The organism is Syntrophales bacterium, from assembly GCA_035363115.1.
Lineage (GTDB): Bacteria > Desulfobacterota > Syntrophia > Syntrophales > PHBD01 > PHBD01.
On the sequence record DAOSEM010000002.1, the window covers coordinates 486,930 to 512,636 of the forward strand.

22 protein-coding genes and 1 pseudogene are annotated in these 25,707 nt (G+C 55.7%); 1 reads left to right on the forward strand and 22 read right to left on the reverse strand.

The features are described from left to right. Positions 1–18 precede the first annotated feature (18 nt). The 22 genes and pseudogenes from PLO63_07685 to PLO63_07790 all read right to left on the reverse strand — a co-directional run bounded on the left by PLO63_07685 (position 19) and on the right by PLO63_07790 (position 24,409). The gene (locus PLO63_07685) at positions 19–399 is read right to left on the reverse strand and encodes a hypothetical protein (protein HOI74011.1); all 381 of its coding nucleotides are present in this window, start codon (positions 397–399) and stop codon (positions 19–21) included. Between the two features lie 11 nt (positions 400–410). Continuing rightward, positions 411–1,355 carry a DnaJ C-terminal domain-containing protein gene (locus tag PLO63_07690; GenBank protein ID HOI74012.1) on the reverse strand — a complete coding sequence of 315 codons (945 nt, stop codon included), beginning with the start codon at positions 1,353–1,355 and terminating at the stop codon, positions 411–413. 220 nt (positions 1,356–1,575) lie between these two features. After that, complete coding sequence (locus PLO63_07695) at positions 1,576–2,154, reverse strand: indolepyruvate oxidoreductase subunit beta (protein ID HOI74013.1); 579 nt, start codon at positions 2,152–2,154, stop codon at positions 1,576–1,578. Positions 2,155–2,157: 3 nt separating this feature from the next. Beyond that, positions 2,158–3,978, reverse strand: a complete 1,821-nt coding sequence (iorA, locus tag PLO63_07700) for an indolepyruvate ferredoxin oxidoreductase subunit alpha (GenBank protein HOI74014.1) — start codon at positions 3,976–3,978, stop codon at positions 2,158–2,160. After that, positions 3,975–5,102 (reverse strand): SGNH/GDSL hydrolase family protein, encoded by a 1,128-nt coding sequence (locus PLO63_07705; protein HOI74015.1) that lies wholly within the window; start codon positions 5,100–5,102, stop codon positions 3,975–3,977. The genes iorA and PLO63_07705 overlap by 4 nt, the downstream gene beginning before the upstream one ends. After that, positions 5,099–5,290, reverse strand: a pseudogene (locus tag PLO63_07710) (DapH/DapD/GlmU-related protein). Before PLO63_07710 ends, PLO63_07705 begins: the two are co-directional and overlap by 4 nt. A gap of 373 nt (positions 5,291–5,663) precedes the next feature. Next, the gene (locus tag PLO63_07715; protein HOI74016.1) at positions 5,664–6,473 is read right to left on the reverse strand and encodes a methyltransferase domain-containing protein; all 810 of its coding nucleotides are present in this window, start codon (positions 6,471–6,473) and stop codon (positions 5,664–5,666) included. 14 nt (positions 6,474–6,487) lie between these two features. Then, on the reverse strand, positions 6,488–7,954 hold the full coding sequence (locus PLO63_07720) for a glycosyltransferase (GenBank protein HOI74017.1): 1,467 nt from the start codon (positions 7,952–7,954) through the stop codon (positions 6,488–6,490). A gap of 8 nt (positions 7,955–7,962) precedes the next feature. Next, positions 7,963–9,618: a glycosyltransferase family 39 protein gene (locus tag PLO63_07725; GenBank protein ID HOI74018.1), complete on the reverse strand. Its 1,656-nt coding sequence runs from the start codon at positions 9,616–9,618 to the stop codon at positions 7,963–7,965. Between the two features lie 22 nt (positions 9,619–9,640). Continuing rightward, complete coding sequence (locus tag PLO63_07730; protein HOI74019.1) at positions 9,641–10,312, reverse strand: tetratricopeptide repeat protein; 672 nt, start codon at positions 10,310–10,312, stop codon at positions 9,641–9,643. Beyond that, entirely contained in the window at positions 10,302–10,736 is a 435-nt protein-coding gene (locus PLO63_07735) for a thioesterase family protein (protein ID HOI74020.1), read from the reverse strand. Before PLO63_07735 ends, PLO63_07730 begins: the two co-directional genes overlap by 11 nt. Further along, positions 10,729–11,940 carry a cofactor-independent phosphoglycerate mutase gene (locus PLO63_07740; GenBank protein HOI74021.1) on the reverse strand — a complete coding sequence of 404 codons (1,212 nt, stop codon included), beginning with the start codon at positions 11,938–11,940 and terminating at the stop codon, positions 10,729–10,731. The genes PLO63_07735 and PLO63_07740 overlap by 8 nt, the downstream gene beginning before the upstream one ends. Continuing rightward, a complete protein-coding gene (locus PLO63_07745; GenBank protein HOI74022.1) occupies positions 11,940–13,250 on the reverse strand; it encodes a homoserine dehydrogenase in 1,311 nt (436 codons plus the stop codon). Before PLO63_07745 ends, PLO63_07740 begins: the two co-directional genes overlap by 1 nt. Positions 13,251–13,407: 157 nt before the next feature. After that, positions 13,408–14,196, reverse strand: a complete 789-nt coding sequence (locus PLO63_07750) for an enoyl-CoA hydratase/isomerase family protein (GenBank protein ID HOI74023.1) — start codon at positions 14,194–14,196, stop codon at positions 13,408–13,410. 37 nt (positions 14,197–14,233) lie between these two features. Continuing rightward, positions 14,234–15,136 (reverse strand): signal peptide peptidase SppA, encoded by a 903-nt coding sequence (gene sppA / locus PLO63_07755; protein HOI74024.1) that lies wholly within the window; start codon positions 15,134–15,136, stop codon positions 14,234–14,236. Positions 15,137–15,161: 25 nt separating this feature from the next. Then, positions 15,162–16,922 carry a 30S ribosomal protein S1 gene (locus PLO63_07760; protein HOI74025.1) on the reverse strand — a complete coding sequence of 587 codons (1,761 nt, stop codon included), beginning with the start codon at positions 16,920–16,922 and terminating at the stop codon, positions 15,162–15,164. Positions 16,923–17,090: 168 nt separating this feature from the next. Next, entirely contained in the window at positions 17,091–17,789 is a 699-nt protein-coding gene (gene cmk / locus PLO63_07765; protein HOI74026.1) for a (d)CMP kinase, read from the reverse strand. Positions 17,790–17,853: 64 nt separating this feature from the next. After that, a complete protein-coding gene (locus PLO63_07770; GenBank protein ID HOI74027.1) occupies positions 17,854–18,432 on the reverse strand; it encodes a DUF2889 domain-containing protein in 579 nt (192 codons plus the stop codon). A gap of 19 nt (positions 18,433–18,451) precedes the next feature. Beyond that, positions 18,452–19,405, reverse strand: a complete 954-nt coding sequence (locus PLO63_07775) for a DUF362 domain-containing protein (protein HOI74028.1) — start codon at positions 19,403–19,405, stop codon at positions 18,452–18,454. A 61-nt stretch (positions 19,406–19,466) separates the two neighbouring features. Then, positions 19,467–21,638, reverse strand: a complete 2,172-nt coding sequence (locus PLO63_07780) for a tetratricopeptide repeat protein (GenBank protein ID HOI74029.1) — start codon at positions 21,636–21,638, stop codon at positions 19,467–19,469. Positions 21,639–21,710: 72 nt separating this feature from the next. Continuing rightward, a complete protein-coding gene (locus PLO63_07785; protein HOI74030.1) occupies positions 21,711–23,147 on the reverse strand; it encodes a glycosyltransferase in 1,437 nt (478 codons plus the stop codon). Further along, a complete protein-coding gene (locus PLO63_07790) occupies positions 23,144–24,409 on the reverse strand; it encodes a HEAT repeat domain-containing protein (GenBank protein HOI74031.1) in 1,266 nt (421 codons plus the stop codon). Before PLO63_07790 ends, PLO63_07785 begins: the two co-directional genes overlap by 4 nt. Positions 24,410–24,720: 311 nt before the next feature. Here PLO63_07790 and PLO63_07795 point away from each other — a divergent pair, with 311 nt between their 5' ends. After that, positions 24,721–25,605, forward strand: a complete 885-nt coding sequence (locus tag PLO63_07795; protein HOI74032.1) for a polysaccharide deacetylase family protein — start codon at positions 24,721–24,723, stop codon at positions 25,603–25,605. The last annotated feature ends 102 nt before the right edge of the window (positions 25,606–25,707 follow it).

Here is a 25,707-nt window from a genome sequence, read left to right on the forward strand (position 1 = left end):
AAAAGAATAAGCGCTGATCTAAAACGGGAGGCCGTAAGAGGCCTCTCCGGCATGGAACGATGCGCCATGGTGGGTCACCACATCCTGGGAATTGAGGAAGAACACCACCTGGTCCTGGCGGGTGTCCATGTTGACAAAGGTGATGATGGCCAGCCAGAGCCCCGTTGTCTTGGACAGTTTACTTGAATAAATATAAGCGTTTCCGTTGGACAGTCGAACGATCTGGGATGGCGGCCCGAAGAGGCGGATCACCTCTGCGCCTGTCGTAACCCCCGGCGTGACACGAGACAGCGATGACGGTTCAATGGGGCGAAAATCCCGGGTCCGCCCCACGGCCGCACAGCCCGCAGCAAAGAGGATCATCAGGATCAATCCCGTGAAGAGGAATCGTCTGGCCATATCCCTTCCCCCTATATCCCTTCCTCGGCCAGCTTTTTCAAAAGCTGGGTCTGCCGATCTGTCAGGTTTTTGGGTACCTGGACGCTGATCTTGACAAACTGGTCACCCTTCCCGGAGCCCTTCATATTGGGTGCGCCGTAGCCTTTCATGCGGATCTTCGTGTTGTTTTGCGTTCCCGGGGGGATTTTGATCCGTTTGGTTGTACCGTCCAGGGTGGGCACTTCGACGGTGGACCCGAGGGCGGCCTGGCTGAACGTCACGGATTTTTCGAAGTAGATGTCGTTCCCGTCCCGGGCAAAGATCGGGTGGGGCAAAAGGGATATGTGGAGATAGAGGTCGCCCGGGGGACCTCCGAAGGCGCCGGGATAGCCCTTCCCGCCCAGGCGCAGCTTCTTGCCGGCGGCGATGCCTGCAGGGATGCGGATGTTGATCTCCTCAACCTTCCCTTCCTGGGGAACGGCGATTTTCTTCTCCGCGCCGAAAACCGATTCTTCCAGGGTGATAGCCAGGTTGTATTCCAGATCCTGGCCATGCTGGGGGATGTTTGTGTACGCCTGCCCTCCGCCGAAGAGATCCGAAAACGGATCCGCTTCCGCGCCGCCATACCCCCCTGCCCTTCTTGTGGTGGTCCGGTAGGTTCTCGCCCCACCCCGGGAGAATCCGCCAAATCCGAAACCGCGGAGGATTTCGTCCAGATCGACTCCCCGGAAAATATCTTCCTGGGAATAGCGCTGCCGGAACTGATCGGATCCGAACTGGTCGTACTGCTGCTTCTTTTCCGGGTCGCTCAGGACCGCATACGCCTCGCTGATCTTCTTGAACTTTTCTTCCGCGGCCTTGTTGTCAGGGTTTCGGTCCGGGTGGTACTTCAGCGCCAGCTTCCGGTAAGCCTTCTTGATTTCTTCCGACGAGGCCGATTTTTCGACTCCGAGGGTCTTGTAATAATCTTCCGCCATGGTCTGTCTCTGCTCGCTCTCTTACCGCTCGAAAAGGATTTCCTCAGGCGCCGGGAATTCCGTTATGGGTCATATCGTTTCCGGTTACGGATCCCGCGAAGCTCCGACTGCAAGAACAGTAGCAATCGCATGGAATTTGTCAAGAACGACCTGGGAAAGGGGATGTCCCTATGGTCACCTTTTCCGCGGCTGGAAAGCGCAAAGGTAGCGGAATGAAATTTCAAGCGCCCCGGCCCAGGTGAAACGCCTTGATGTTGGCTTCCACGACCTTCGGCGAGAAGGAATCGCGGATCCCCTTCTCCCATTGCTTCTCTTCAATCTTGAGATATTTCGACAGCACCCCGAGCAGAACCGTATTGACGGTCCGGTGGTTTCCGGCCCGATTGGCCAGTTCCGGGGCGTTGACCACGATAACCGAGGGAAATCGCTCCCGGACGATGGGAACTACGGTGTCCGGATAGGCTGCCGCCCCCAGGTTGACGGACGGCGGGTTCATCTGTTCGTCGTTGATGATGACGATGCCGCCCGGTTCCAGGTAATCCAGGTAACGAAGCGTTTCCAGCTTTTCGAAAGCCAGCAGGATCTCCACATTTCCCTTTTTCGCCAGAGGGGAATGGACCTTTTGCCCATAGCGGACGTGGCTGGTAACGCATCCACCCCGCTGGGCCATTCCGTGAACCTCGCTCTTTTTCACATCCAGGCCCGAATCCATCATCACCTGGCATAGAATGTCACTTGCCCGGAGGACGCCCTGTCCGCCCACCCCGGCCATCAGTATGCTTTTTACGTTGCTTTTCATCCGTCAGTCCTCCTCGACAATGGCCCCGACCTTGCACAGCTGCTGGCAGACCGTGCAGCCGTTGCAGAGGGTTCCATCGATTACGGCCATTCCATCCTGCTTCTTGGCGTTCTTCTTTACCTGCTCCGGCGGCATTCCCTCGAAGGGCCGCCAAGCGATGGGCGGGCAGCCAAGGCCGATACAGTTACGGCAGCCGATGCACTTGTCCGGATCCACACGAAGGGGCTTCCGGGCGGCCTGTGTCTCCCGCTTAAACAGGACGCAGGCCCGCTGGGAGATAACAACCGAGGGGCCCGGCCGGTCGAGCTCCTCCTTGAGGACAGCCCTTGTCGCTTTCAGATCATAGGGATCCACAACCCTGACGGAATCGATGCCCAGCGCGGTGACCAGCTCCTTGAGATCCACAGGCTTCGTCTTCTCTCCCTGCAGGGTATAACCAGTCCCCGGGTGCTCCTGCATGCCCGTCATGGCGGTCGTCCGGTTGTCGCAGATGACGATCACGGCGTCCCCCTTGTTATAGGCCAGGTTGAGAAGGGGCGTGATGCCGCTGTGAAGGAACGTGGAATCGCCGATAACACCGACGATCTTACCCCTTCCCTTTTCTCCCAGGGCCTTGCTCATCCCGTGGGCCATACCGATGCTGGCGCCCATGCAGATGCAGGAATGCAGGCCCTCGAGGGGTTTCATGAACGACAGGGTGTAACAGCCGATGTCTCCGGTGACGAAGGTCTTCAGGCGGTTCAGAACGTGAAAGAGGCCACGGTGGGGACAGCCGGGACAGAGATTGGGCGGCCGCGGAGGAATTTCGACCGGGCAGGAGGGGGATTCCGGTTTGGTACCGGAGATGGCCGACTCTACGATTCCCGGATCGAACTCCCCGGTGTAGGGGAAGATTTCCTTTCCGATCACGGGGATGCCGAGGGCTTTGATCTGTTCTTCGAAGAACGGATCCATCTCCTCGAGTACATAGAGTTTCTTTACCTTTCGGGCGAATTCACGGATCAGATTCACCGGGAGCGGGTATACCATCCCCAGTTTCAGGTAGGAATAATTCCGAAAGGCGGCTTTTGCATAGTGGTAGCACATGCCCGCCGTGATGATCCCCACTTCGGGATCGTTGATTTCCATTCGGTTCTCCGGGAACGTCTCGGCAAATTCCCGAAGGGCGTTCATTCTTTTCTCCACTTCCACGCGCCGGACCCGGGCGTTGAAGGGGACCATGACATACTTGGCGGCATTGAAGCGAATGGCTGTGCGGTCCTCCGCCGGGACGGGATCTTCGGGTGTTACGACTCCCTTGGAATGGGAGAGTCTCGTTACGGACCGCAGGAAGACCGGCGTATCGAATTGTTCGCTCAACTCAAAGGCGATCTTGACGTATTGCCGCGCCTCCTCCGAGTCAGCCGGCTCGAGCATCGGGATCTTGGCGAATTTCGCGTAATTCCGGTTGTCCTGCTCGTTCTGCGAACTGTGCAGCGACGGGTCGTCGGCGGAGACGATCACCAGGGCACCGTTTGTTCCTGTATAACTGACGGTAAAGAGAGGATCGGCGGCAACATTCACACCGACATGCTTCATGGTAACCAGGGCCTTCGCCCCCGCCAGGGCGGCGCCGATCCCCACTTCCATGGCCACCTTTTCATTGGGGGACCACTCGGCATAAACACCCTCATACCGGGCGAACTCTTCCATGATCTCCGTGCTGGGCGTTCCCGGATAGCCGGAGCCGAAGCGGACGCCGCATTCGTACGCGCCGCGGGCAATGGCCTCGTTTCCCGACATCAGCCTCTTTCCCGCTGAACCTTTCTTTTTCGTTGCTGTCATTTGCCTTTCCTCTTCATGTCCCTGAGAGCATCGGCCGCGATCCGGTCACAGATCGTGACGGCCATGGCCGTTCGCCCCTCCTGGGTTGTGTGAATAATGTCCGTAAAAACGTCGCCCCGCTCTGTATCATAAATGTCGCTGACGTCAAAGAAATTCAGGCTGGGAAAGCGCTCCTGGCGCATAGAGCGAATCATCGCCCGCGTCTCCTCATAATAGGCCCGGCCCTGTTCGGCGCAGAGGGGCTTTTCCTTCGCCCCCAGGTGGTCCTTGTAATAGATCAGGGGCTGGAAGAAGACGGCGAAGCGCGCATCGGCGCCCGAGAGGGCCGTCTGGGCCTTCATGGCGTTTCCCAGATAGGCGGTGGCGATCTTTTCTTTCCAGGGGGCGGTCTCGAATCCAGACTTTTTCCGAAGTACTTTCTGGCCCAGGAGCCACTCGTTGAGAGACGGATAGCGGCCAGCGGCGATCCGGAACAGGTTGCTTCCCAGGGCAATGGATTTCGCGAGGCTGTACTGCCGGCGGGTCTCCATCAGGGGATTCTTCTCATAGGCCATGAAATTGAAAGGATAACCGGGACGCGGATCCCAACCGAGGGGAGAGATGAGATCGTTGCCGCCATTGAAAAAAATGACATAGTCGGGCTTATAATCAAGAATCTCGTGGACGACACGGGCCAGTTCCATTCCGGAATTGGAGCTGACCACGCCGAAATTGAATACTTCGACATTTTTTGCGCCCATTTCATGGAAGCGTTGTTCAACCAGCTCGGCAATCGGAGGCTCCCCGTCATAGGCTGTGGATCCCCCGAGAAAGAAGATGCGATAACTGCCGGGCCGTGCCTGGGTTGGAGATTTTCCGCGGTATCCGAGATCGTTGTGCCCTCCGCCCGGCTTGCCCTTGAACATGATGAACGGCTCCGGGTGTCTTGTCTGCTCCACGGGAAACATGCGCTCGAAGGGGGATCGGCTGTCGATAAAAAAGGTGCTGAGCCAGTCAATCAGGATCAAGCCAACGGCAAGTGTCACGACAAGAAGGAATCCGTTGAGCATCCCTTCCCGCAATCGGTTTCCGGAAGAGGGCGTTGACATGCCCTTTTTCCCCTCCCCATTCTGATCCCCCGTCATTCCGATACCTCCTTGGCGGATATTCTCTTCTGGATCGTTTTTGCCGGCATCCCTGCAACCACCGTGCAGGGTTCGACGTCGGACGAAACGACTGCTCCCGCGGCCACAACGGCACCACGGCCGATGTTTACCCCCTTGAGAATTACAGCATGGGCGCCGATCCAGACATCATCCCCGATCGTAACCGGCGAAAGGACATGGTCCATGGATGACATGGGTATCTCCAGCCGGCCGAGATCATGATCCGAAGAGACAATGACGGCGAAGGGGCCAATCATGACTCCATCACCGATTGTAATGCCTCCCCTTCCGTCAAGCAGTGCACCCGTGTTCACGGAAAACCGGTTTCCTGCGGAGATGCCGTACGTGTGGGTGAAGTATACCCCCGGGTAGATCAGGGGGAACGAAGGCAGCCTCTTGAACAGGAGGCGGTAGAAGGCATAACGGATGGCCATCCCCTCCAGGGAAGGCAGGTTGCGGATCAGCCAGCCTGCGTATTCCTCGCACCACAGGTGAAGCGCATGAGAACCGTATTTTTTCAGAAACCGGCTGATTGGATTGCTACTCTTTTCCATCATCGTTCCCCTGTCCCTGTTTTTTCCCATCGACTCGCTGGAGGATGATCCGGGCAAACATGGCAACGGCCGGCCGGATCGGCTTAAGGATTCCCTCCAGGGAACGCCACAGCGGAAATGCCCAACCGGGCTGGAGGCTCCTCAAGGAGACACCCCCGGACAGGAGGTATTGCAGGGGCATCATCGGATCGACAGCCTCGATCCGGAGTTTCGGAAACTCCATTTCGAAGCGGCCCCTGTCCCGGCTGAATACAATCCAGGGTAGAGCCGAGTTGGCTCCCGACAGGGGCCCCACAGGCGGGAATTCCCATGACGCTGCCTCCGGTTCGAAGGGTTCGTGGTGGAGATGTTTATAGACAAACCGTGACCAGGGCGTCACCCACGGTTCGATCATGATGATCGCCCCGCCGGGACGAAGGCAACGGCCAGCCTCGCGGAGAAAGGACCTTGGACGGGGGATATGATGAAAAACATCTGTCATGACCAGCGCGCGAAGCGAGGCTTCGGCGAACGGCAGGGAGCAACCGTCCAGGACGATATCAACATGAGAACAGGGAAGGATTTCCGATTTCACAACACCGGGAATCACCTCTTCCAGATAACCGGCTCCCGATCCCAGCTCGACGACCTCGCCTTTGATGTCCGGGAGATTTTCCCGGATGCTTTCATACCATTCGCGGTATAACCGGCTCAGAAACGGTTTCTCCCGGATGATCCGCCGCCGGATTTCCGTCATGGCCGGATTGTCGATATCCAGGCCGCGAGCCAGAGGATGGCACAACAGTTTCTTGATCATCCGGCATACCGTAATCAGATGAATTTGATTCTTCGGGCGGCGAAAGCAACCATCTTGAGCAGAAGCCAACCGTGACTCCAGCGCTGGATCTGGGTGCTGCCGTAGGTCCGCTCGCGATATCGCACCGGAAGATCGACGATCTTCAGGTTCAACTTTGCCGCCCCAAAAATCAGGTCAAAATCCCCAAACGGATCGAAGTCGCCGAAATAAGATCGATTTTCTTCGATGTGCCGGTAATCCTCCCGCCACATAACCTTGGTTCCACAGAGGGTGTCCTTGATGGACTGTCCAAGAAGCCATGAAAAGGCCATGCTGAAAAATTTGTTCCCCAGGAGATTGAAAAAGCGCATTGCCCGATGTTCCATGGGATAGACGAGTCGAACTCCATTGACGAATTCAGCTTTTCCCGATGTCAGGGCGGCGAGGAAACGGGGCAGGTCCTCAGGTGGAACCGTCAGGTCCGCGTCCAGAATCATCAGAACATCACCGGTCGCTTTCGAAAAACCGAGGCGGACGGCATCGCCCTTTCCTTTCCCTGTCTGCCGGAAAAGAAGACAGCGGCGCTCCGGGTGCTCGGTGATGGCTTTCTCGATTGCCTCGTAGGTTTCGTCCTGGGAATGGCCCTCCACGAACACAAGCTCGGTGCCCCGGCCCATTTCCGGCACCTGTGCGAAGATTCGGGGGATGTTCCCCGCTTCGTTTCTGGCAGGGACGAGAACCGAAACCAGCGGAGGCGGTGCATCCGCTGCCTCAGTTTTCGGACTTGGACGCGCAACGATGTAATTCGTGAGGGCAAACCACCGAAAAGGCCAGACCCTGACGGCATAGCGGTTCAGGAGTGAGGAAAGCAAGGGGATACGAACCGGCAGGAGGATTTCCGGCCAGGCGCGGATCACCTCGAAGCCGGTCAGATACAGCAGGTTGGTCACATCATCCACGGTCAGCCAGTTCTGAGGCAGTGTCGGCGTGGCCATGCCCAGTTTCTGGGCCTGTTCAAGAGGCTTTTCCCAGAGGTGGCTGTAGAGGTTCAGCAGGATTCTGGTCCGGAGATGGCAGAACTTCTGCATTTCCTCGAATACCTTCTGAACGTCCCAGAGGTCGTTCAGGATGTCGGAGAGAATGATGACATCGAACGTCTCATCGAGTTCGAGGTGATGGATATCCTGGCAGATGAAATGAATGTCAGGATGGTGTTGTCTTCCTCGTTCGATCATGGCAGCGGAAAAGTCGACCCCGACACCGCGGGAAGGCTTCAGGGAGGCCAGCAGATCCCCCTGCCCGCAGCCCAGTTCGAGAACCCTTCGTCCTTTCGGAACGAGGAATCGATATGTCCGCTTCAGATAACTCCGGTAGGTGCTTCCCCACTCCTTTCCGCGCTTATCCCTGCGGGCAACCGCATCCCAGTGCTCGGTTCGGGTTCGAGAGAAATGCGTGCCGCTCTGTCTTGCCTGGATGAATTCATTCGTTTCCGGGGAGGCCATCGCTACGGTCACTCCTTTTGGGAATCGGGGGAACCCCGCCGTTCCAGAATCCCGACATGGTCGTCCTCGTAGACGAGCCGAAACGGTCCATCTTCGCCCTGGAACAGTGTGGAGAATACTTCCCGGGCTTCCCGCAGATCACTTTCCCGGAAGGATGGATTCGTAACGAATGAACCGTCACGGAAAGACGTTCCCGGCGCCTTCCAGATCCAGCGACCCGTCATGTTTTTGTTGATAAGAACAACCAGGGGTTTTTCGCGCAGGATCGATTCCTGTTTGATGCCCCACTCTATATGCGAATTCCTGAATTTCGGGGGAACAAAGCTGTAGAAGTCTGCAAGGATTCTTGTGTCCGGAGTATATCGCTCCTCCAGTATCCGTCCCGATGCGAGGCGCATGTCGGATTCCTTGTTCGAGCAGAAAGCCATGGATTGGACCGCGTTCAGGTTTGCCGGGGCGATGAGAAGCAGCAGGGCGAATAGAAGGATCGTCCGTCCACGTTCCTCTATCGAACGGGATAGAACCGACCATCCAACAAAGGACAGGAGCACGATAAACGGGACGAGATGAAAGGCGTATCGAATTTCCCGGGACTTGACGCCCAGGATGATGTGAATCAGGGCGAACAGGCAGTAGGCGGCGATGACGATCCGGTTCAGGGTATCCGGAGTCCGGAGGCTTTCTCTGCGATTCAGGGCGCGGATCAGGGACCACAGAGCGGGAACCAGCCCTGCCAGCAGGACCAGCGAACTTGGCGGTGAAAACGCCCTGTAGAGAACCGGAAACCAGAGTATAGGATTGGCTGGTGCGATCTGTCCCTGTGATCCGACAAACCCCGTCAGTGTGTACAATACGATTAACTTCAGCCAGCGGACGAAGTGAATAAAATTGAAAATGACGTACGGGTTGAAAATAAGCCAGCCCAGCAGAAAACAGGCAAGAAAAAGCGGTGCTTTGCTGCGGATTTTTTCCTTCATGGAAAGGTCCGGACGGTCGTTCAGCAGGGCCGGAACGAAGAGAAACGGAAGGATGAAAATCCCGCCGTATTTCGTTCCGAAGGCCATACCGGCCAGAAATGCCCCCAGGAATGCACTTCGGAACGTGTGCTTTCTAAGGGCGGCCCAGGCGGCGGCCACGATCAGGAGGGTTTGTGTGATATCCGGGTGGATTGTCTGGGACCAGTAATAGATCTGCTGGACGGAAGCCAGAAGAAGGACACTGAGCCATGAAAGCTCGCGGGATTTGACGACCAGAAGAGAGAGGCGTTGAAAGAAGAAGAGGAGCAGGATGAAAGAAAAAACCGTGAGCAGGCGGTAGTTGATGGCTATGAAAGCGACGGTCGTGTCCCGGCTGTAACCAAGAAACTTGAAGAATCGAGCGCTCCAATAGGCCAATGTGTTGAAGAGGAAGCCGTACTGAAACATCCCGTCGGGGGAGACGTCTCCCTCGGCAATGTTCTTCTGGGTTCTGAGGACGGCCGCTGTTTCATCCGATTCGAAAACGGACATCATCTGGATGTTGTCGATTCCAAAATGGATGTTGATCAGGGCGGCCCAGACCTGGACCGCCAGAATCGCGATGACAATGCTGAAGAGCAGGCGGTTCCGGAAATCCTCGTTGTGGAGGAATGCCGGCAAAGCCCGCAGGCTGGATAGACTCGGCATGATGGATCGGATTGGGGATTGTCTACCCCAGCGTGGCGATTTTTACCTTGATGAGGCTTTCGACAAAGGGGTCGTTGCTCTTTCCCAGGGCCTTCTTATAGTATTCCAGTGCCTTCGCCGGATCGTTCAGCGACTCGTGGATCCGCGCAACGTTTCGGAGTGTCATGGACTCGAAGTGGGTACCGCCTGTCGATTTTTCGGCCTTTTCAAATGAAGAAAGGGCGTTTTTGAAATCCCCTTTCGCTTCATAGCAGTAACCCTCCCCCGTATACGCCAGCGTTGTGAGATCGCTCCGGGCTGGGGCATGGGAGATAAAGGCCTGATAGGCCTTCAGGGAGGCATCGTAGTCTTTCAGGAGGTAATGGATATTCCCCAGGCGGAACGATGCCAGGGCAGCCGCTTCGCTTGAAGGATGCCGGGTCACAACCTCCTGAAAAGCCTTGACGATATCCGCCGGCTGAACCTGCTCGCCCTGGGCCTTGTTCATGGCCTGTGCATAAAGTGCGGAAGCGCTCTTTTCGTCCTGCCATCGATAGAGAAACCATCCGCTGGCCGCCAGAGCGATGACCACCACCGCCGCCACGCCGATATAGAATTGTTTTCTGTTTTCCGACACGTACCGGGTTATGTCCATGATCAGGGCCTGAAAGCGATCCGGCCCTTTCAGGTCCAGTTCCAGGTTCTTATCTGCCATTCCTTTCTCCTTTCAGTTGCGGTTCATGATGAAGAACCTGACGGACACAGAAATCGGGCATCCGTACAATCCGCCCGCTCCGGTCGGTGCAGGCATGAACCGAGTATCCCTCCACCATCTTCACATCCCGGTTTTCATCCCAGATTTCGTAGTGAAACTTGATACTTGCACGCTTGAGGTAAGCGATTTCCGTCTCCATCGTCAGCAGCTGGTCGATCCGGGCGGAGACGAAATAGTGACAATAGACGCGGGTCAGGGGCAGAAGAAACGGTTCTCCCGCCATCCGGTCATGGCTGATGCCCATGTCACGGAGCAGCTCCGTCCGCCCGATTTCAAACCAGCGGATATAGTTCGTGTGATAGACAATCCCCATGGCATCCGTGTCCGCGTAGAACACCCGGACCTGGACGCGATGCTTAGGCATGGAGCCGCCCCCGGATGAACCGCTCCATCAGATGGTGCCCGGGAGACAGCAGGATCCCTGATTTTCTTCCCTCCGACTCCGAGTAGGAGGCTCCCAGGCATGGATTCTCGTTGTCCTCGGAGGAAAGGACCGCGAAGGGGCTCGGTTCGGACGAATGGGTGCGGATGGAGATCGGCGTCGGATGGTCGCTTAACACCATTACCCGATAAGGTTTCAGCGTCTCCAGTCCCTTCAGAACCGTCCCGACAACCTTCTCATCGAAATCTTCGATGGCTTTTATTTTCCCTTCGATGTCTCCCGCGTGGCCCATCTCATCAGGGGCCTCCACGTGAACAAAGATGAAGTCCATCTCTTTCAAGGCATCGAGTGCTTTTTCCGCCTTGCCGATGTAGTTCGTATCCGTGAAACCGGTGGCTCCCTCGACCCGGATGACCTTCAGGCCTGCGTATACCCCCATGCCGTTGAGCAGGTCTACGGCCGAGATCATACCCCCACGGAGGCCGTATGTCTCTGTGAGCGGTACGATGCGGGGGGCATGCCCCTGGCCCCACGGCCAGATGCTGTTGGCGGGCTTTTTCCCGTTGACAGTCCGCCGCCGGTTGACAGGATGGTCTTTCAGGACAGGGGCTGCGCTTCGCATCAGGCGTAGAACGGCCTCTTCTCCGTCTCCCTTCGGCAGGCGGGATGCCGCGTTATGCCCAGTGATGTCGTGCGGAGGAGTGGTGAGGAGAGAGGCGTTTCCCCCCTTCCAGACCAGGAGGTGCCGGTAGCTGATGCCGGGGTGGAACCGGAACTCCGCGTTCCCCAGAGCCCGCTGCAGGTCGGCGATGATCTCCGCGGCCTCGTCCGTCCCGATGTGGCCGGCGCTGTAACTGTCCATGATGTCCAGGCCGTCCCCTCCGAGGGTTACGAGGTTGCAGCGGAACGCCACGTCTTCCGGATCGAGACGGACACCCATGTTGGCCGCTTCCAGGGGGCCCCTGCCGCTGTAGACAAGGCGAGGGTCATAGCCGAGAACGGACAGGTTCGCCACGTCGCTTCCCGGCTGGAGACCTTCCGGGATGGTGTCCACGAGGCCGACCAGCCCGGTTCCGGCGATCCGGTCCATGTTCGGCGTCCGGGCGGCTTCCAGGGGAGTCTTTCCACCCAACTCAGCCAGGGGCCGGTCCGCCATGCCGTCTCCGAGGAGAATGACATATTTCATTACAGGTTCTCGTCCTCAATCCGGATCAGGATCGTCTCTCCGTGGACCACGTCGAGCTGGTCGATATGCTTGAGAGCCTCCCGTACATCCTTTTCCCTGGCCTTGTAGGTGGTCATCACGACCGGTACAGCCCCGCCCTGCTTCTTCCCCTTCTGGATGACCGACGCGATGCTGATGTTTTTCTCGCCCAGAATCCCGGAGATCTTCGAGAGAACACCGGCCCGGTCGGCGGCGGTGAAGCGGAAGTAATAGTTCGTCGTCATCTCGTCGAAGGGAACCAGGTGGATGTCTTCGAGGAGATCCTCTTCGAGGGTCCGGTGGGGTACCCTGCCCGAGGTGCCTTTCAGGATTTCCCGGGAGATGTCGACCACGTCTCCGATAACCGCACTGGCAGTCGGCATCATGCCGGCACCCTGACCGTACAGAAAAACCGAGTCTGCTGCGTCTCCCACGAGATGGAAGGCGTTGAAATTCCCGTTCACGTTGGCCAGCAGGTGATTCGATGGAATCATGGTCGGATGGATCCGTGCCTCGACGGCCTGCCCCCGCTGGATGGCAATGGCCAGGAGCTTGATCCTGTAACCGAGTTCCCGTGCGAACTCGATGTCCTGTTCGCTGATCCTCGTGATTCCCTCCCGGTAAAGATCATCGAGGTTGACTCGTTTGCCGTAGGCAAGGGACAGGGTGATCGCCAGTTTGTGCGCCGTGTCGATTCCCTCGATGTCAAACGTCGGATCGGCCTCAGCGAAACCGAGGGCCTGGGCCTCCTTGAGAACGACGTCGAAGGCCTTTCCCTCGTCGGTCATTTTCGTCAAAATATAATTGGAGGTCCCGTTCATGATTCCCAGAATCGACAGGATCCGGTTGGCTACGAGGGATTCCTTGAGTGTCTTGATGATGGGAATCGTTCCGCCGACGCTGGCCTCGAAGCCGATGTCCACTTTTGCGGTTTCCGCGGCCCGGAAGATCTCGTTCCCATGGGTGGCCAGGAGCGCCTTGTTGGCGGTCACGACGTGCTTGCCGTTCTTTATCGCCTTCAGAATGAACGTGCGGGCCGGTTCGTATCCTCCCATCAACTCAATGACGATGTCGATGTCCGGATCGGAGAGGATCGTTTCCGCGTCGGTCGTCAGCAGGTCTCTTTTCACGGAGACGGCACGGGGGCTCTCCATGTCCAGATCCGCGATCCTCTTCAGGACGATCTTCGCTCCGAGCCTCCGGGACAGCATCTCCGTGCTTTCCTGAAGGATCCTGACTACGCCGGTACCTACCGTGCCGAAACCGATCAGTCCGAGCGAGATGGTTTTCATTCGTCGATCCCCTTCCACGAATTCTTTGAAATCCATGCAGGTTGTCGCAGGAGCGAGGCTTTGCGAACCCGCTGTTTCTATATCAGGAAATTCGGATTGTCAAAGCAATTGTTGTCCGGGAATCGAGGAGATTCGGGGCTTGGCGGGGATGAACGGGTCAGGAGGGCTTGTGAATCTTGTGCAGGAACTGATTCATGATGAATTCGTTCATGAGCACTTTTCGCTCCGGCATGGAGAAAAGGAAGGCGCTTTCCACGAATTCGAGTTCAAGGGCCGATGCCTTGTCGAGACGGGGCACGACATCGGACAATTTCTTGACCGTCTCCAGGGCCTTGGGAGAGCGTTTTGCCAGTTCCTCTGCCACGGCCACGGCCTCCTTCATAAAATTGTCAGGGGGGGCAACCTTGTTGACAAGGCCGATGCGAAGGGCCTCCCTGGCTCCGATCGGCTCTCCCAGCATGGTGATTTCCTTGGCCTTGGCCATGCCGACCAACTGCATGAGGGGTCCGAAGAGCGGATTCAGGCCGAATTTCAATTCCGGATGTCCGAAGATGGCGCTTTCCGAGGCGATGATCATGTCACAGACAACGGCCAGGTTGAAGCCTCCGCCGAGGGCAATTCCCCCTACCGCAGCGACTACGGGTTTGCGGAACGTGTAGATCTTGGAAAGGTACCGGACCATGGATCGGAAATAATCGTCGATCCTTTCGTCCGGGATCTCAGACATTTCCTTGATGTCCATGCCTGCGGAAAATACGTACTCACCACCGGTCAGTACAACCGCTCGAACCTCATCATCGTCTCCCAGGAGCAGCAGTGCCTCCAGGAGTTCCCGGCGCATGTCGGAGGACAGGGCGTTCATTTCGTGAGGCCGGTTCAGCGTCAGGACAGCAACGCTATTCCTTTTCTCCAGAAGGATCGTCGCATCTTCCGGCACAGGTTTCATATGGATAATCCTTTGCCTCTCAAGAGAGATACCAGCCTCACAGGGCGAATCCAGGGTACAGGTAATGTGCACCGACGGGACCTGTGGACTGCTCCCGCAGTGCCTTGGTCAGGTAAGAGCGTGTGTCCTGAAGAAGGTAATCGAACAGGGAGGAGCGTTTCTTCGGTGGCCAGACAACCTCGGGGTCCCCCTTGATTCCGGCCATACCGCCGGCAACTCGAACCGCTGCTGTCAAGTCTCCCAACTCGTCCACCAGTCCGAGTTTCATCGCCCTGCGACCCGAAAAAACGCGTCCATCGGAAAAGGTGCGGACGGTATCTTTGGAAAGCTTCCTGTTGACGGCGACCGAGTCGAGAAACTGATCGTAAATATCGTCCACGAGGTCCTGGAGGAGTTCGCGCTCCTCATCCGTCATACCCCGGGCGGGCGTTCCGATATCCTTGAATTTCCCGCTCTTGATCACGGTTGCGCGGACGCCGATTTTCTTCATCAGCTCTTCGGCGTTGGCAAAGTGCATAATGGCGGAGATGCTTCCAGTAATGGTTCCCGGATTGGAGACGATGCGGTCGGCTGCACAGGCGATCAGATAGCCTCCCGAAGCAGCGATGGATCCGAGTGATGCAACGACTTTTTTCTTTTTTTTCAGTTCCAGGATCGCGCCGAAGATCTCCTGGGACGAAGCCACTCCGCCTCCAGGGGAGTCGATTCGAAGGACGACCGCCTTGATGGAAGGATCTTTCCCGAACGATTCGAGTTGCTCCACGGTGTCCTTCGAGGCGGTGATCACACCGTCGATCGGGACAACTCCGACCTTGTCGGCTAGGGAGAGGGACCGTTTGCCCCCCGTCACGTTGCCGAGCGAATACACGGCTGCCAAAAAAACCGCTCCCGCGACAAAGAGCAGCAGCAGGCCGAAGAGGATGGGATGCCTACGGATCATTGCTCAGGAAGTACCTTCCGGGACTTCACCGCTCCGAATCATGCAGTTTCGCGTTTGCCAGTGCCTTCCCCAGGTTGGATCCGATGTTCTCCCGGTTGTTGAGGTACTGCGTCGTGGAGTGGCTGCCTTCTACGGAAGCCTCGTAATCCTTGACGCTCAGGCGGATCTTTCTGTTCTTCGAATCCACACTCTTGACCACGGCGGAGATTACATCTCCCACTGCAAACAGCTCCGAGGGTGATTTCACGCGCCGCTGGCTCAGTTCGGATATGTGGACGAGCCCTTCAATGCCCTCTTCGATCTCAACAAAAATACCAAAATCCGTCAGGTTGGTCACCTTTCCGGAAACGACGGTACCCATGGCGAAACGCTGGGCCAGTTCTTCCCAGGGATTCCTCTCGATCTGCTTGATTCCCAGCGAGAACTTTTCATTTTCCACGTCCACATGCAGAACGACGGCCTCGATTTCCTGTCCCTTCTTGTAGAATTCCGAAGGATGCTTCACACGCTGTTTCCAGGAGATGTCGGAAACATGGACCAGGCCGTCAATGCCGTCCTCAACGCCCACGAAGATTCCGAAATTGGTTATGTTACGGATCGTCCCGCGAATCACCGTTCCCTCGGGATATTTCTGGCGGAGATTCTCCCAGGGATTCTGGGTGGTCTGCTTGAGGCCGAGTGAAATGCGCTTCGATTCCTGGTTGATGTCCAGGATCATGACCTGAACCTTCTGGCCTACCTGGAGCACTTTTGACGGATGGCGGATTTCCCGGGTCCAGAACATTTCCGAGATGTGAATGAGGCCTTCCACGCCGGGTTCCAACTCAATGAAGGCACCGTAATCGGTGACGTTTACGACGCGGCCGTCAATGACGGAACCGACTGGGTACTTATTCAGAATGGTATGCCAGGGGTTGTCGGCAAGCTGCTTAAGGCCGAGGGAAACCCTCTCCTTTTCACGATCAAAGGAAAGAACCTTGACCGTGATCTTGTCTCCCCTGGAAAAGCCGTCTGAAGGCCTGGAGATTCTGCCCCAGGAAATGTCCGTCACATGGAGGAGACCGTCGATGCCGCCCAGATCGACAAAAATGCCGTAGTCGGTAATGTTCTTGATAATCCCTTCGACGATGATCCCTTCTTCGATCTTGGCCAGGGTCTCCTTCTTCAACTCTTCCCGCTCCCGTTCGAGAATGGTTCTGCGGGAAAGCACAACATTGTTCCTTTTTCTGTCGTATTTGAGGATTTCAAAAAGATAACTCTGACCGATATATCGTTCCAGATCCCGGACAGGGCGGATATCCACCTGCGAACCCGGTAGAAAGGCCGGAATCCCGATATCGACGGATAGACCTCCTTTGAGGCGCTCGACGATCGTCCCGTGGATCGGCCTGTTTTGCTCGTAGGCGGAGCGCACATTTTCCCACACCTTGATTTTTGCCGCTTTTTCCCTGGAGAGAACCAGATTTCCGTCCGAATCTCTCTTATCCACCAGAATCTCGATTTCATCTCCGACGGCGACGGTGATATTCCCATCGGCGTCCTTCAGCTCCCGTGCCAGGATGTAACCTTCCGTCTTCCAGCCCACATCCACCATGATCACGTCCTGCCCGATCTGTACGACCTTGCCCCGGACGATTTCACCCATCTGGAGGTTCTGAAGGCTCTGCTCATACAGTTCCTTGAAACCGAACCCCTCATCTGGTTTGTCAGTCTGGATTTCGCTGGATTGACTCTGGTTTTCCCTGTCTGTGTCCTGATTGAATTGCGTCTCGTTGCCGTCGACCATAAACCTGATTACCCCCTGAAATTTTTCAACCCGTATGAATTTAGGCGCGTAACATAGGCACCCTTAAAGATCAAGTAATTTCAAGCAGGGAACGTATCCGAAAATGAGGACGGTACTGTTCGGTTCCACCGATCATCCGGTTTTGCACGGATTCGGGACGGGTTGATTTCAATCCCCGGGGCAAGATCGGGGATTTCCTGTTATCCTGCCGATCACGCAAAGCATTTCATCAACGACCTCTGCTGCTGTCAGGAGAGAGCAATCAATCACGTGAGCATCCTCGGCAATCCTGAGAGGTGCCACAGATCGCCCGCGGTCCTGCAGGTCCCTTTTCCTGATATCCTGCTGTACCGAGTCGAGATTCACGCCGTTTTCCGAGGATTCCAGTTCCCTGTATCTACGGAGCGCCCTCTCCTCAGGAGAGGCATCGAGATAGAACTTCACATCTGCGTCGGGAAAGACCACCGTTCCCATATCCCGGCCCTCCGCTACCAGGGATCCCTGATCGGCGACCCGCCTCTGGACGGAAAGCAGGGCTTCCCTCACCGGGGCTTGTGCCGAGATGTTGGATGCCAGAATGCTGATCGCTTCTGCCCGGATCAGGGAAGTCACATCTTCTCCGTCCAGCAGCACCCGCATGCCGGCATCGTCATGGATCAGACCGAGCCTTGTTCGTTTACACAACTGCTCAAGCGCCTGGGTGTTGGACGCAAGGCCCCCCTCCCGCTGCACCTTGAGCGCCAGTGCCCGGTAGAGGGCACCGGTATCAAGGTAGAGAAAAGACAAGCGGCGTGCCAGTTCCCTGGCCACGGTGCTCTTACCCGCTCCCGCGGGTCCGTCAATCGTGATCAGAAAGGGAGAGCGCATGGAATGGATGGTATGACTTGGAAACGATCATGGATGATTTGATTTCTATCTGCAAACGAGTTCATCAGGGATTCCCTGAATCTGTCTCCTTCTCCCCTTCTCGGAGTTCCCGCGCCTGACGAAGCCGTTCGGCCAGGGGGCCGTCGCTCCTCCATAACCAACAGCTGTCGAGGAGAAGTTCCGGATCCAGGTGCTGCCGAAGAGCGGATTCTTCGTCTCGCAGACGGCTCATGATGGTCCAAAGCCCCTGGACGGCGCCGGAGCTCATGGTCATGATCAGGTTGGTCAAGTGCTGGCAGCCTGCCCTCTTGCCCAGCAACTCCCTCACCTCGTTGGTGAAACCGGACCGGATCCGCATGCCGACGAGACGGCGGATGGAATCCCTGACGTCGGTACATTCTTCAATGGGAACATGGGGCATCTCCGCTTCGGCATCCAGAATGGTCAGATCCGGAACACTCAGGGTCATTCGTGCAATCATGCCATGAATGACGCCGGGGTCGTGAACCCGATTCGCCGTGTAGAGGAAAAACGGAACATACCGTTCATCCGTTAGGGATGCCTCCACGAAGAGATTGCCATCCGGTGTTTCGTAACAGTCAATGCCGATATTTCTCGAGTGAATCCGCTCTTTCTGTTTCATGAAAAGGTCAACATCTCCTTCAGGGGGAAAATCCGATCTCCCGGGCGTAGGATAACTGCCTCCGCCATGGAATACCCGGATGGGCTCGATCGAAAGGCTCCGTTCCGATGATGCGGAGGGAATCTTCATCGATTTCCACGGGATGAGTACCGGATAGAAATCCTGAATCCTCCGCGATCGTCGGGTTCTTTCCGGGAAGGCAGTCACAGTCCACGGTTATATTGAGCAATGCATTAATCAGGAGAGCCCTGCCCTCCATCATCCGCCAGACGGAGGCCGCGGTTTCCACGAGTTTTTCCTGAAAGACGGTCACATCCGTATCCCAGAGAATCCTCAGGGCTACTTCCGGGCAGGCTCCGATGCACTGCGCACATCCGATGCAGGCATCCAGATCGTACGTTGGAAAGCTGCTTTCTTCCATACAGGCGGCGCCGGCAGGGCAGACCGTAACGCATACGCCGCATCGCGTGCATCGCGATTCATCGAGCGCAGGGGACACATCGGCATGCATGCGCTGCTTTTGTGCCCGGGAGGCAAAACCCATGGAGAGGTTCTTGATGGCGCCTCCGAAGCCCGATGCCAAGTGGCCCTTGAAGTGCGAGAAAACAACAAAACCATCCGTCCGTTCGAATACATTCGCCACCTGAACGGACTCGAAATGGAGGTAACCGGCGGGGATGGAAACGACATCCCGTCCGTCCAGGCCATCCGCAATCAGGACGGGACACCCCAGGAATTCTTCTGAAAAACCGTGACTGGAGGCGGTTGCCAGAGAATCTTTCCCATTCCGTCGGCTTCCGGAATACAGCACCGTTGTGTCGAAGACGAACGGACGTCCGCCATGGTTCCGGACCCAGTTGATGACTGCTTTTGCATAATCGGGGGGGAGGAAACTGCGATTCCCCCTTTCACCCCAGTGAAGCTTGATGCCGATGCTGTCACCGGGATGAAAGGGGTATGCAAGGCGTTCCAATTCTACCTGGAGAGTGTAAGCCCAGGATTCGATTTTTGAATGTTGCTCCCTGTAATGATCGTTAGAGGACAAAAATGATCCTCAAACCGGCCACGTAATAATACCAGCCGGTTCCGGCCGTGGCCGATGAACCGCCGCCGGCGGGAGAGTTCCCCCACTCGCCAGTCGCCTCGACGGCCATCCGGTTGCCGAATCGATACCCGATCAGGCCGCTCACACCGCCGAAAATGCCGTGCTCATGCTGGTCATTGCGCGTGAAATCCTGGTAGCCTGCATAAGGCGTGACGCTCATGTAAAACGGCATTTCGTAGTAACCGAAGGTCACAAACATGGAGTGGGCCCTGTAGTCATCCGGATCAAAGTAGCCCCCTCCGCTCTGACGGCGGAAATCCATGTGGCGAAACTGGTAGCCAACGGAAACGAAAGGTCTTCTCAAAAGGGTATAGGCGATGCTTGCCTGAATGTCGTCAGAACCGTTGCTGTCGGAATATTCGCGATGGGTGAAGGTACCCAGCACGGTGATACGGTCCGTGGGGCGCTGATTGATCCAGCCCTGGAAAGTCTTGGCCCTTATGTTGTTGTCCGTGAGCGACACAAGATAATTATATGGTTCATTTGCCACATAGGCTCCAACAGATCCCCAGAGCACGTCAATATCCGCTTTCCCGTGCCAGGTAAAAAACTTGCCGTCCGACAGTCCGACTCCTCCCCCGAGTCCGCCGTACCAGGGCATCCTCGCATAGGTCGAGAGCTGGACATAGTCCGTCTCCTTGCCCGTATTCATGGGGAAAGCATTTCCTGCGTCCGTGTACCCGGTGGTCTCACCCTGCAGTCTCAGACGGGAATAATCGATGTTCGTTCTGAAGTTGGCCAGCCAGAACTGGGTTCCCCCGTAGAGGGTCGTTACCCGGTTGTCGTCGTTGTCGTAGTAGAAATTCGTTCCTGCATAGAGCCTGGGGCGCATCGTCCAGTCGCGTTCAACACGCATATCGGAAAGCTCTTTTTGCTCTGCGGCGTTTCGGGGCTTCAGGCGTGCGATGCTGTCGTCGGTGGCGGTTTTGTTCCCACTTGCAAGGAACCCATATGTCTGGCCTGCGCGGACATCGAAGTCGTCCGATTTTGCCAGAAGGGCCTTGTACAGCTGGTCCGCCTTGCGGAAAAAACCCTTCGACCGAAGGGCATTCGCTTTGGACAGGCTGGCGTCACGGTTTTGGGGGTCCTTGGCCAGAACAACGTCGGCCTGCCGGATGCAAGCATCAAATTCGCCCTGCCAGAGCAGTACCTGGGCCAACTGGACGCGAGCCCCCATGTTGGAGGGGTCCTTCTCGATGATATCCTTCAGTTCCTGTGCGGATTTTTTGTGCATTCCCGCCCAGGCCATAACCGTCGCCATCTCCATCCGGGACGCAATCGGGAAGCCGCGGGAGAGCTCCAGCGCCTTTGCGTATTTTTCTGCCGCAGCCGGATATTTCTCGCCTTCCGCGAGGACGTCTCCTTCCGTTTTCAGTTTATCCGCCTCCGGTCCCACGGCCTCGACAGCGGCCTTTCTGGTATCCAGGACTTTTTGAATTTCTGCCTTTAGATTCTTCAGTTCCTGCTCCTGATAGGGATAGGAAGGCTTCGCCGTAGGGATCATGTTTTGTGTGGTGGCAACATCCCCCTTCTGAAAGTATGCCCAGGCCAGTCCGATGGCGGCGTCGAAATTTTCGCCCCCCTTCAGCAGCTTGTTATAGATCTGGATGGACGCATCAAGCTCGTCCTTAATCCGGAGAACGTGTGCCTTCACCAGCAGGGCATCCGGGTCGTCAGCCTGTGCGGCCAGAACAGTATTGACTTCCGCCAGGGCTTCATCATTCTTGCCAGTCCAGAGCATGACCTTGGCCAGATGGTTTCTTGCCTTCGTGTTTTTGGGATTTCTTTTGAGGATGGAGCGCAATTCCCCGGCAGAGGCATCCAGCTTTCCTCCCCAGGAAAGACCGATGGCAATGTCCGTCAGTTGATCTTCAGGCAACCGGTCCCGAAGGTCTGGCAATGCCTTTAAATACACATCCGCAGCCTTTTCGTGCTGTCCCTCCGCGGTGTAAATGTCTCCGAGCTCCTTTAAAATGGTCGCCCTCTCAACACTGTCTTTTGCCCCGGCAAGGCGTTTGTTGAAATCAGCTTCGTCGGCGGCAAAGGCGGTTGTCAGGCAACACAGAAAAGCCGCAAGCAGAAACAAAGAAACTCTCTTCATTCGCTTCTCCTTAAGAAGTTATTTATAAACAATGATACGATGACAATCGGCACAGATCATTCAGTGTGCTGATCAAGCTGCAGACGTCGTCGCAGCCTGTTTCTTTTCGCCCTTGTGGCGAACCGTTTCCCACTGCCCACGCCCGAAGATGAACTGGAAGAAGGCGGAGAACCTCCAGAAGGAGTTGATCTGTCGATAACCAAAGTTCTCCAGTGCCCCATAAGCAAGCATAACGAACAGGTCGGTCCATTTCGGATAGCGCCGGTATGTCAACTCCTCAAGGAAGATTCCGGTGGTGGACAAAAAGATGCCGTACCCGATGGCCAGGAAGAGGAACAGCATGAAGAAATCGTAATCGATCATTCCCAGAATGTAGGAAATGATGACAATGATGTAACCCAGGAATTCAATGATGGGACTGACCATCTCGATAAACACGTTGTACGGCATCGCGAACATGCCCAGACGGCCATATCTCGGATTGAATATCGTCGTCTTGTGTTCCCAGATGCTCTGGATCATACCGAGATGCCATCGGCGTCGCTGCCTTCCGAGCATTTTCAGGGTTTCGGGAACCTCCGTCCAACAGATCGGATCGGAAACGAAACGGATCACATATGGATCACCCTTGAGGCTGTAATGTTTGTGCAGGCGCACAACAAGCTCCATGTCCTCCGTCACGTTCCCCTGTTTGAAACCGCCTACCGTGATAACGGCGGCCTTCTGAAACATGGAGAAGGCTCCTGAGAGGATCAGGTTGCAGTTCAGCGCGTCCAGGCCGACCCGACCGAAAAGGAAGCTTCGCAGATATTCGACAATCTGAAATATGGCGAGAGAATTGTGTCGGGGGAGCTCAATCTGCTTCATGACCCCATTCTCTCTCTTGACGCCGTTGAGCACGCGAACGACGCCGCCCGACGCAATAACGGGAACCGTACTCTGGACAAGCGGAGTTACCAGACGGATGAGGGATTCCGGTTCAAATACAGAGTCCGCATCGAGCGTGCATATATATGGGCTTTTGCAGACATTGATTCCACAGTTGAGAGCATCCGATTTGCCCCCGTTTTCCTTGTCTACCACAATCAGATTGGGAATTTCGCTCGTGTAGTAGAATCCCCGGACCGGCCTCGTTTTGATGATATCCCTGTATAGAGGATCGATTCTTCGCAGGTTGTAATGCTTGATTAACAGTTGCAGCGTATCGTCCGTGGAACCGTCGTTGATGACAACGATCTCTGTCCATGGATAAAGGAGTCCCCGTACGGATTCAATGGTCCGGATGATGACGCTGCGCTCGTTCCGGGCGGGGATCAGGACTGCTACAGGAGGCATTTCCGAGCGGTTTTCCAGATCCCGGAAAGGAGCGTACCGGATCCTCCGGATATGTCGGAGAATGACGATCAAGGCGATGGCCAGGAGAACGGAATACACCGCATTGACCAGGCCGAAGTAAAAACCGATGAAGTAGTTGAAACCGATTACGATGGTTTGAAGGATCTCGTTCATTGGGCACCGCCAGCATTCAGGATACTTTGAATTTCAGTTCGAACTTGGGGAGAACTGGAAGCCGATTCCAGGGCATCGCGAAGCGGCGAAGAAAAACCGAGTTGATGCATCAGCTGGAGAATCCGCTTTGATTTGCTTTTCCTGTCGCTTTCGCGGTCTCCCAGGTAATCGATGAGCCCCAGGACATAACCGCTTCGCTGAATCTCTTCACAGATGCTTTCCTTTGCATATCGATCCGGAGTTTCCATGAGTTCACGGAACGAATCGATGGATGCTTCACCCATTTCGGAGAGGGCGAACGCGGCGGCGTCCCTCACCTGCCACTTTTCGTCAAGCGCGAACTTCTTCAGCATCTCCATGTAATGATCGCATTTTATCCTGCCGATGGTCTTCGCGGCCTGCAGTCGAACGAACCACACCGGATCCGAGACGAGAGGCTTGAAAACAGCGGGATCGCAGGAATATGAAGCATTGTCTTCCCTGCCCAGGAGACGAAGCGCCTTTCCCCGAACCTCCGGATCCGAGTGGGAAACGAGGGTAACCGCCATATCGAACATCTCTTTGTGCGGAGGGAAGCCGATCAGCGTCTCGACGAGCAGGGCGAGAATCTTCGGGTCGGAAGTTTTCCCTGCATATTCTATAATCGTTGCACTGGCCCACGGTTCAAAGAGGAGAAGGGATGTCTGAATGGTTTTTGAAGATACGTTTTCATTCTTCATCAGTTTGGGTAGGGCATTCAGCAAACGATGAAGAGCATCCCGCTTCCCGATTCGGCAGAGAGCCCGGAAGGCAACGGTGGATACTTCCGATTTTGGATGATCCAGAAGTTTGCTGAGGGGCTCCAGTGAGGATGGGTCGCCGATCCGCCCCAGTTTATCGGCCGCCATCGACAAATCGATGGCGGAACGGGCCGAAAGCAGAGATTGGTAATGCTTGGTGTAGCCGAGAGCGGTAAACAGGCGCCTGGCAAAGGCTTTCTGGCCTTTTCTTTCGGCAAATTCGAAAATAACGTCCTCAAGAGCGACCCATTCGACAGAACCCTTGCGAACGGCCGATTGCCACTGGCTGACGGAGAATCTATCTATCGCCGTGATGGAATCGATCTCCGCGAGTTTGGTTCGGAACTTGTCTCTGAGTTGGTCAATTGTAGAATAACGGCGTTCGTTCCTGATCCTTCGGAATACCGAAGCGATAATGAAACCAAGAACGAACGAAAAGACCGACAAGATAGAGACGATCAGGATCAGTCGCAAATCACCCATATCATCTTCCGCCTCTCTGTAATTTTTCGTCGGACTTATACATCCATATATCTTTTTTGTCTAATGGTTTTAAGAAAATAGACCTATACCTTTCGGTATAGTCCGAAAGCCTTCGCCTCCCTGCCTGATAGACATCCTCAATATATATGAATGGTTGATTGGTCTCCCGGTTCACGAAAACAAATCGTCTCGACAAAAAAGATCCTGAATGGTAATCACGCCGGACGAACCCATTTCCGTTCGCAGAAAAAATCAATGAATTGAGGCGTAATATGAACAAGAATTCAAAGGATTGCAACCGGAAAAGGAGGATGACGACCACTTTTTTTTCTGCGGCCTTCTTTCTGCTATTCCTATCACAGGGCTGGTGTGCCAATTCCGCCTCTTCGGCGGGCATGGCCGTTACGCCTGCACATGTTACGGTTCTGATGTATCACAAGGTTTCCGACAATCCGGAAGAGTCGCCGGATCATACGCTGGTTCGAGTGGCCCGCTTTGAAGAGCAGATGAAATATCTAAAGGATAACGGTTACACGACCATCGATCTCTATGATCTGAAAGCATATATGGATAAAAAAATATCTCTTCCCGAGAAATCGGTCGTCCTGACATTTGACGACGGCTGGAAGAGCGTGAAGAATGCCATACCGATCATGAAAAAATACAACTTCAAGGCAACCTTCTTTATCGTGCTGGAGTACATCGACGGCGCCTATCCCGCCTTCCTGACCTGGGAGGAATTTTCGGAGATCCTGGCCGATAGAAATTTTGATGTCGGCTGCCATTCACATACACATCCCTGGATACCCGGAAACCATCTCATTTCCTGGCTCACCGGGAAGACTCCGAACCGGTCGCGGTCCGATGTCGTGGCAGAGGTCGCCGGAGCGAAAAAGAGTATGGAAGATAAGCTCCAACGACCGATTGTTCATTACTCCTGGCCCAGCGGATGGTACAACGCAGAACTGCTCGCTATCGCCCGGGACTCCGGATACATCACGACGGTGACCACGGACCAGGGTGTGAACATGCCTGGCATGGATCCCATGAAAATCCGCAGATACCCGGTTTACGGGCAGTTTTCGATAGAGCAGTTCGGGCAGCTTCTCACGACCAATTTCGGAGACGTGTCTCCGATGGCCGGATCGGTTCCGGCCGGGAAAGACGCGGCATCCGGTTACCCGACACGCAAATAAGCATATGAAAACAAATATTATGGAGATAAGAATGAACGGACTTCTGCGTCTGGTTTCGTTGATCGTGATTTCAACCTTCCTGCTTCTTCCAGCCCCACCTAC

Bases quoted from the DNA above. Each gene is read 5' to 3' on its own strand.
- PLO63_07730 (HOI74019.1), bottom strand. From the start codon at position 10,312: ATGGCAGATAAGAACCTGGAACTGGACCTGAAAGGGCCGGATCGCTTT.
- PLO63_07690 (HOI74012.1), bottom strand. From the start codon at position 1,355: ATGGCGGAAGATTATTACAAGACCCTCGGAGTCGAAAAATCGGCCTCG.
- PLO63_07725 (HOI74018.1), bottom strand. From the start codon at position 9,618: ATGCCGAGTCTATCCAGCCTGCGGGCTTTGCCGGCATTCCTCCACAAC.
- PLO63_07720 (HOI74017.1), bottom strand. From the start codon at position 7,954: ATGGCCTCCCCGGAAACGAATGAATTCATCCAGGCAAGACAGAGCGGC.
- PLO63_07790 (HOI74031.1), bottom strand. From the start codon at position 24,409: ATGGGTGATTTGCGACTGATCCTGATCGTCTCTATCTTGTCGGTCTTT.
- PLO63_07695 (HOI74013.1), bottom strand. From the start codon at position 2,154: ATGAAAAGCAACGTAAAAAGCATACTGATGGCCGGGGTGGGCGGACAG.
- sppA (HOI74024.1), bottom strand. From the start codon at position 15,136: ATGATCCGTAGGCATCCCATCCTCTTCGGCCTGCTGCTGCTCTTTGTC.
- PLO63_07715 (HOI74016.1), bottom strand. From the start codon at position 6,473: ATGATCAAGAAACTGTTGTGCCATCCTCTGGCTCGCGGCCTGGATATC.
- PLO63_07735 (HOI74020.1), bottom strand. From the start codon at position 10,736: ATGCCTAAGCATCGCGTCCAGGTCCGGGTGTTCTACGCGGACACGGAT.
- PLO63_07745 (HOI74022.1), bottom strand. From the start codon at position 13,250: ATGAAAACCATCTCGCTCGGACTGATCGGTTTCGGCACGGTAGGTACC.
- PLO63_07780 (HOI74029.1), bottom strand. From the start codon at position 21,638: ATGAAGAGAGTTTCTTTGTTTCTGCTTGCGGCTTTTCTGTGTTGCCTG.
- PLO63_07795 (HOI74032.1), top strand. From the start codon at position 24,721: ATGACGACCACTTTTTTTTCTGCGGCCTTCTTTCTGCTATTCCTATCA.
- iorA (HOI74014.1), bottom strand. From the start codon at position 3,978: ATGACAGCAACGAAAAAGAAAGGTTCAGCGGGAAAGAGGCTGATGTCG.
- PLO63_07685 (HOI74011.1), bottom strand. From the start codon at position 399: ATGGCCAGACGATTCCTCTTCACGGGATTGATCCTGATGATCCTCTTT.
- PLO63_07770 (HOI74027.1), bottom strand. From the start codon at position 18,432: ATGAAACAGAAAGAGCGGATTCACTCGAGAAATATCGGCATTGACTGT.
- PLO63_07750 (HOI74023.1), bottom strand. From the start codon at position 14,196: ATGAAACCTGTGCCGGAAGATGCGACGATCCTTCTGGAGAAAAGGAAT.
- PLO63_07740 (HOI74021.1), bottom strand. From the start codon at position 11,940: ATGAAATATGTCATTCTCCTCGGAGACGGCATGGCGGACCGGCCCCTG.
- PLO63_07785 (HOI74030.1), bottom strand. From the start codon at position 23,147: ATGAACGAGATCCTTCAAACCATCGTAATCGGTTTCAACTACTTCATC.
- cmk (HOI74026.1), bottom strand. From the start codon at position 17,789: ATGCGCTCTCCCTTTCTGATCACGATTGACGGACCCGCGGGAGCGGGT.
- PLO63_07705 (HOI74015.1), bottom strand. From the start codon at position 5,102: ATGACGGGGGATCAGAATGGGGAGGGGAAAAAGGGCATGTCAACGCCC.
- PLO63_07760 (HOI74025.1), bottom strand. From the start codon at position 16,922: ATGGTCGACGGCAACGAGACGCAATTCAATCAGGACACAGACAGGGAA.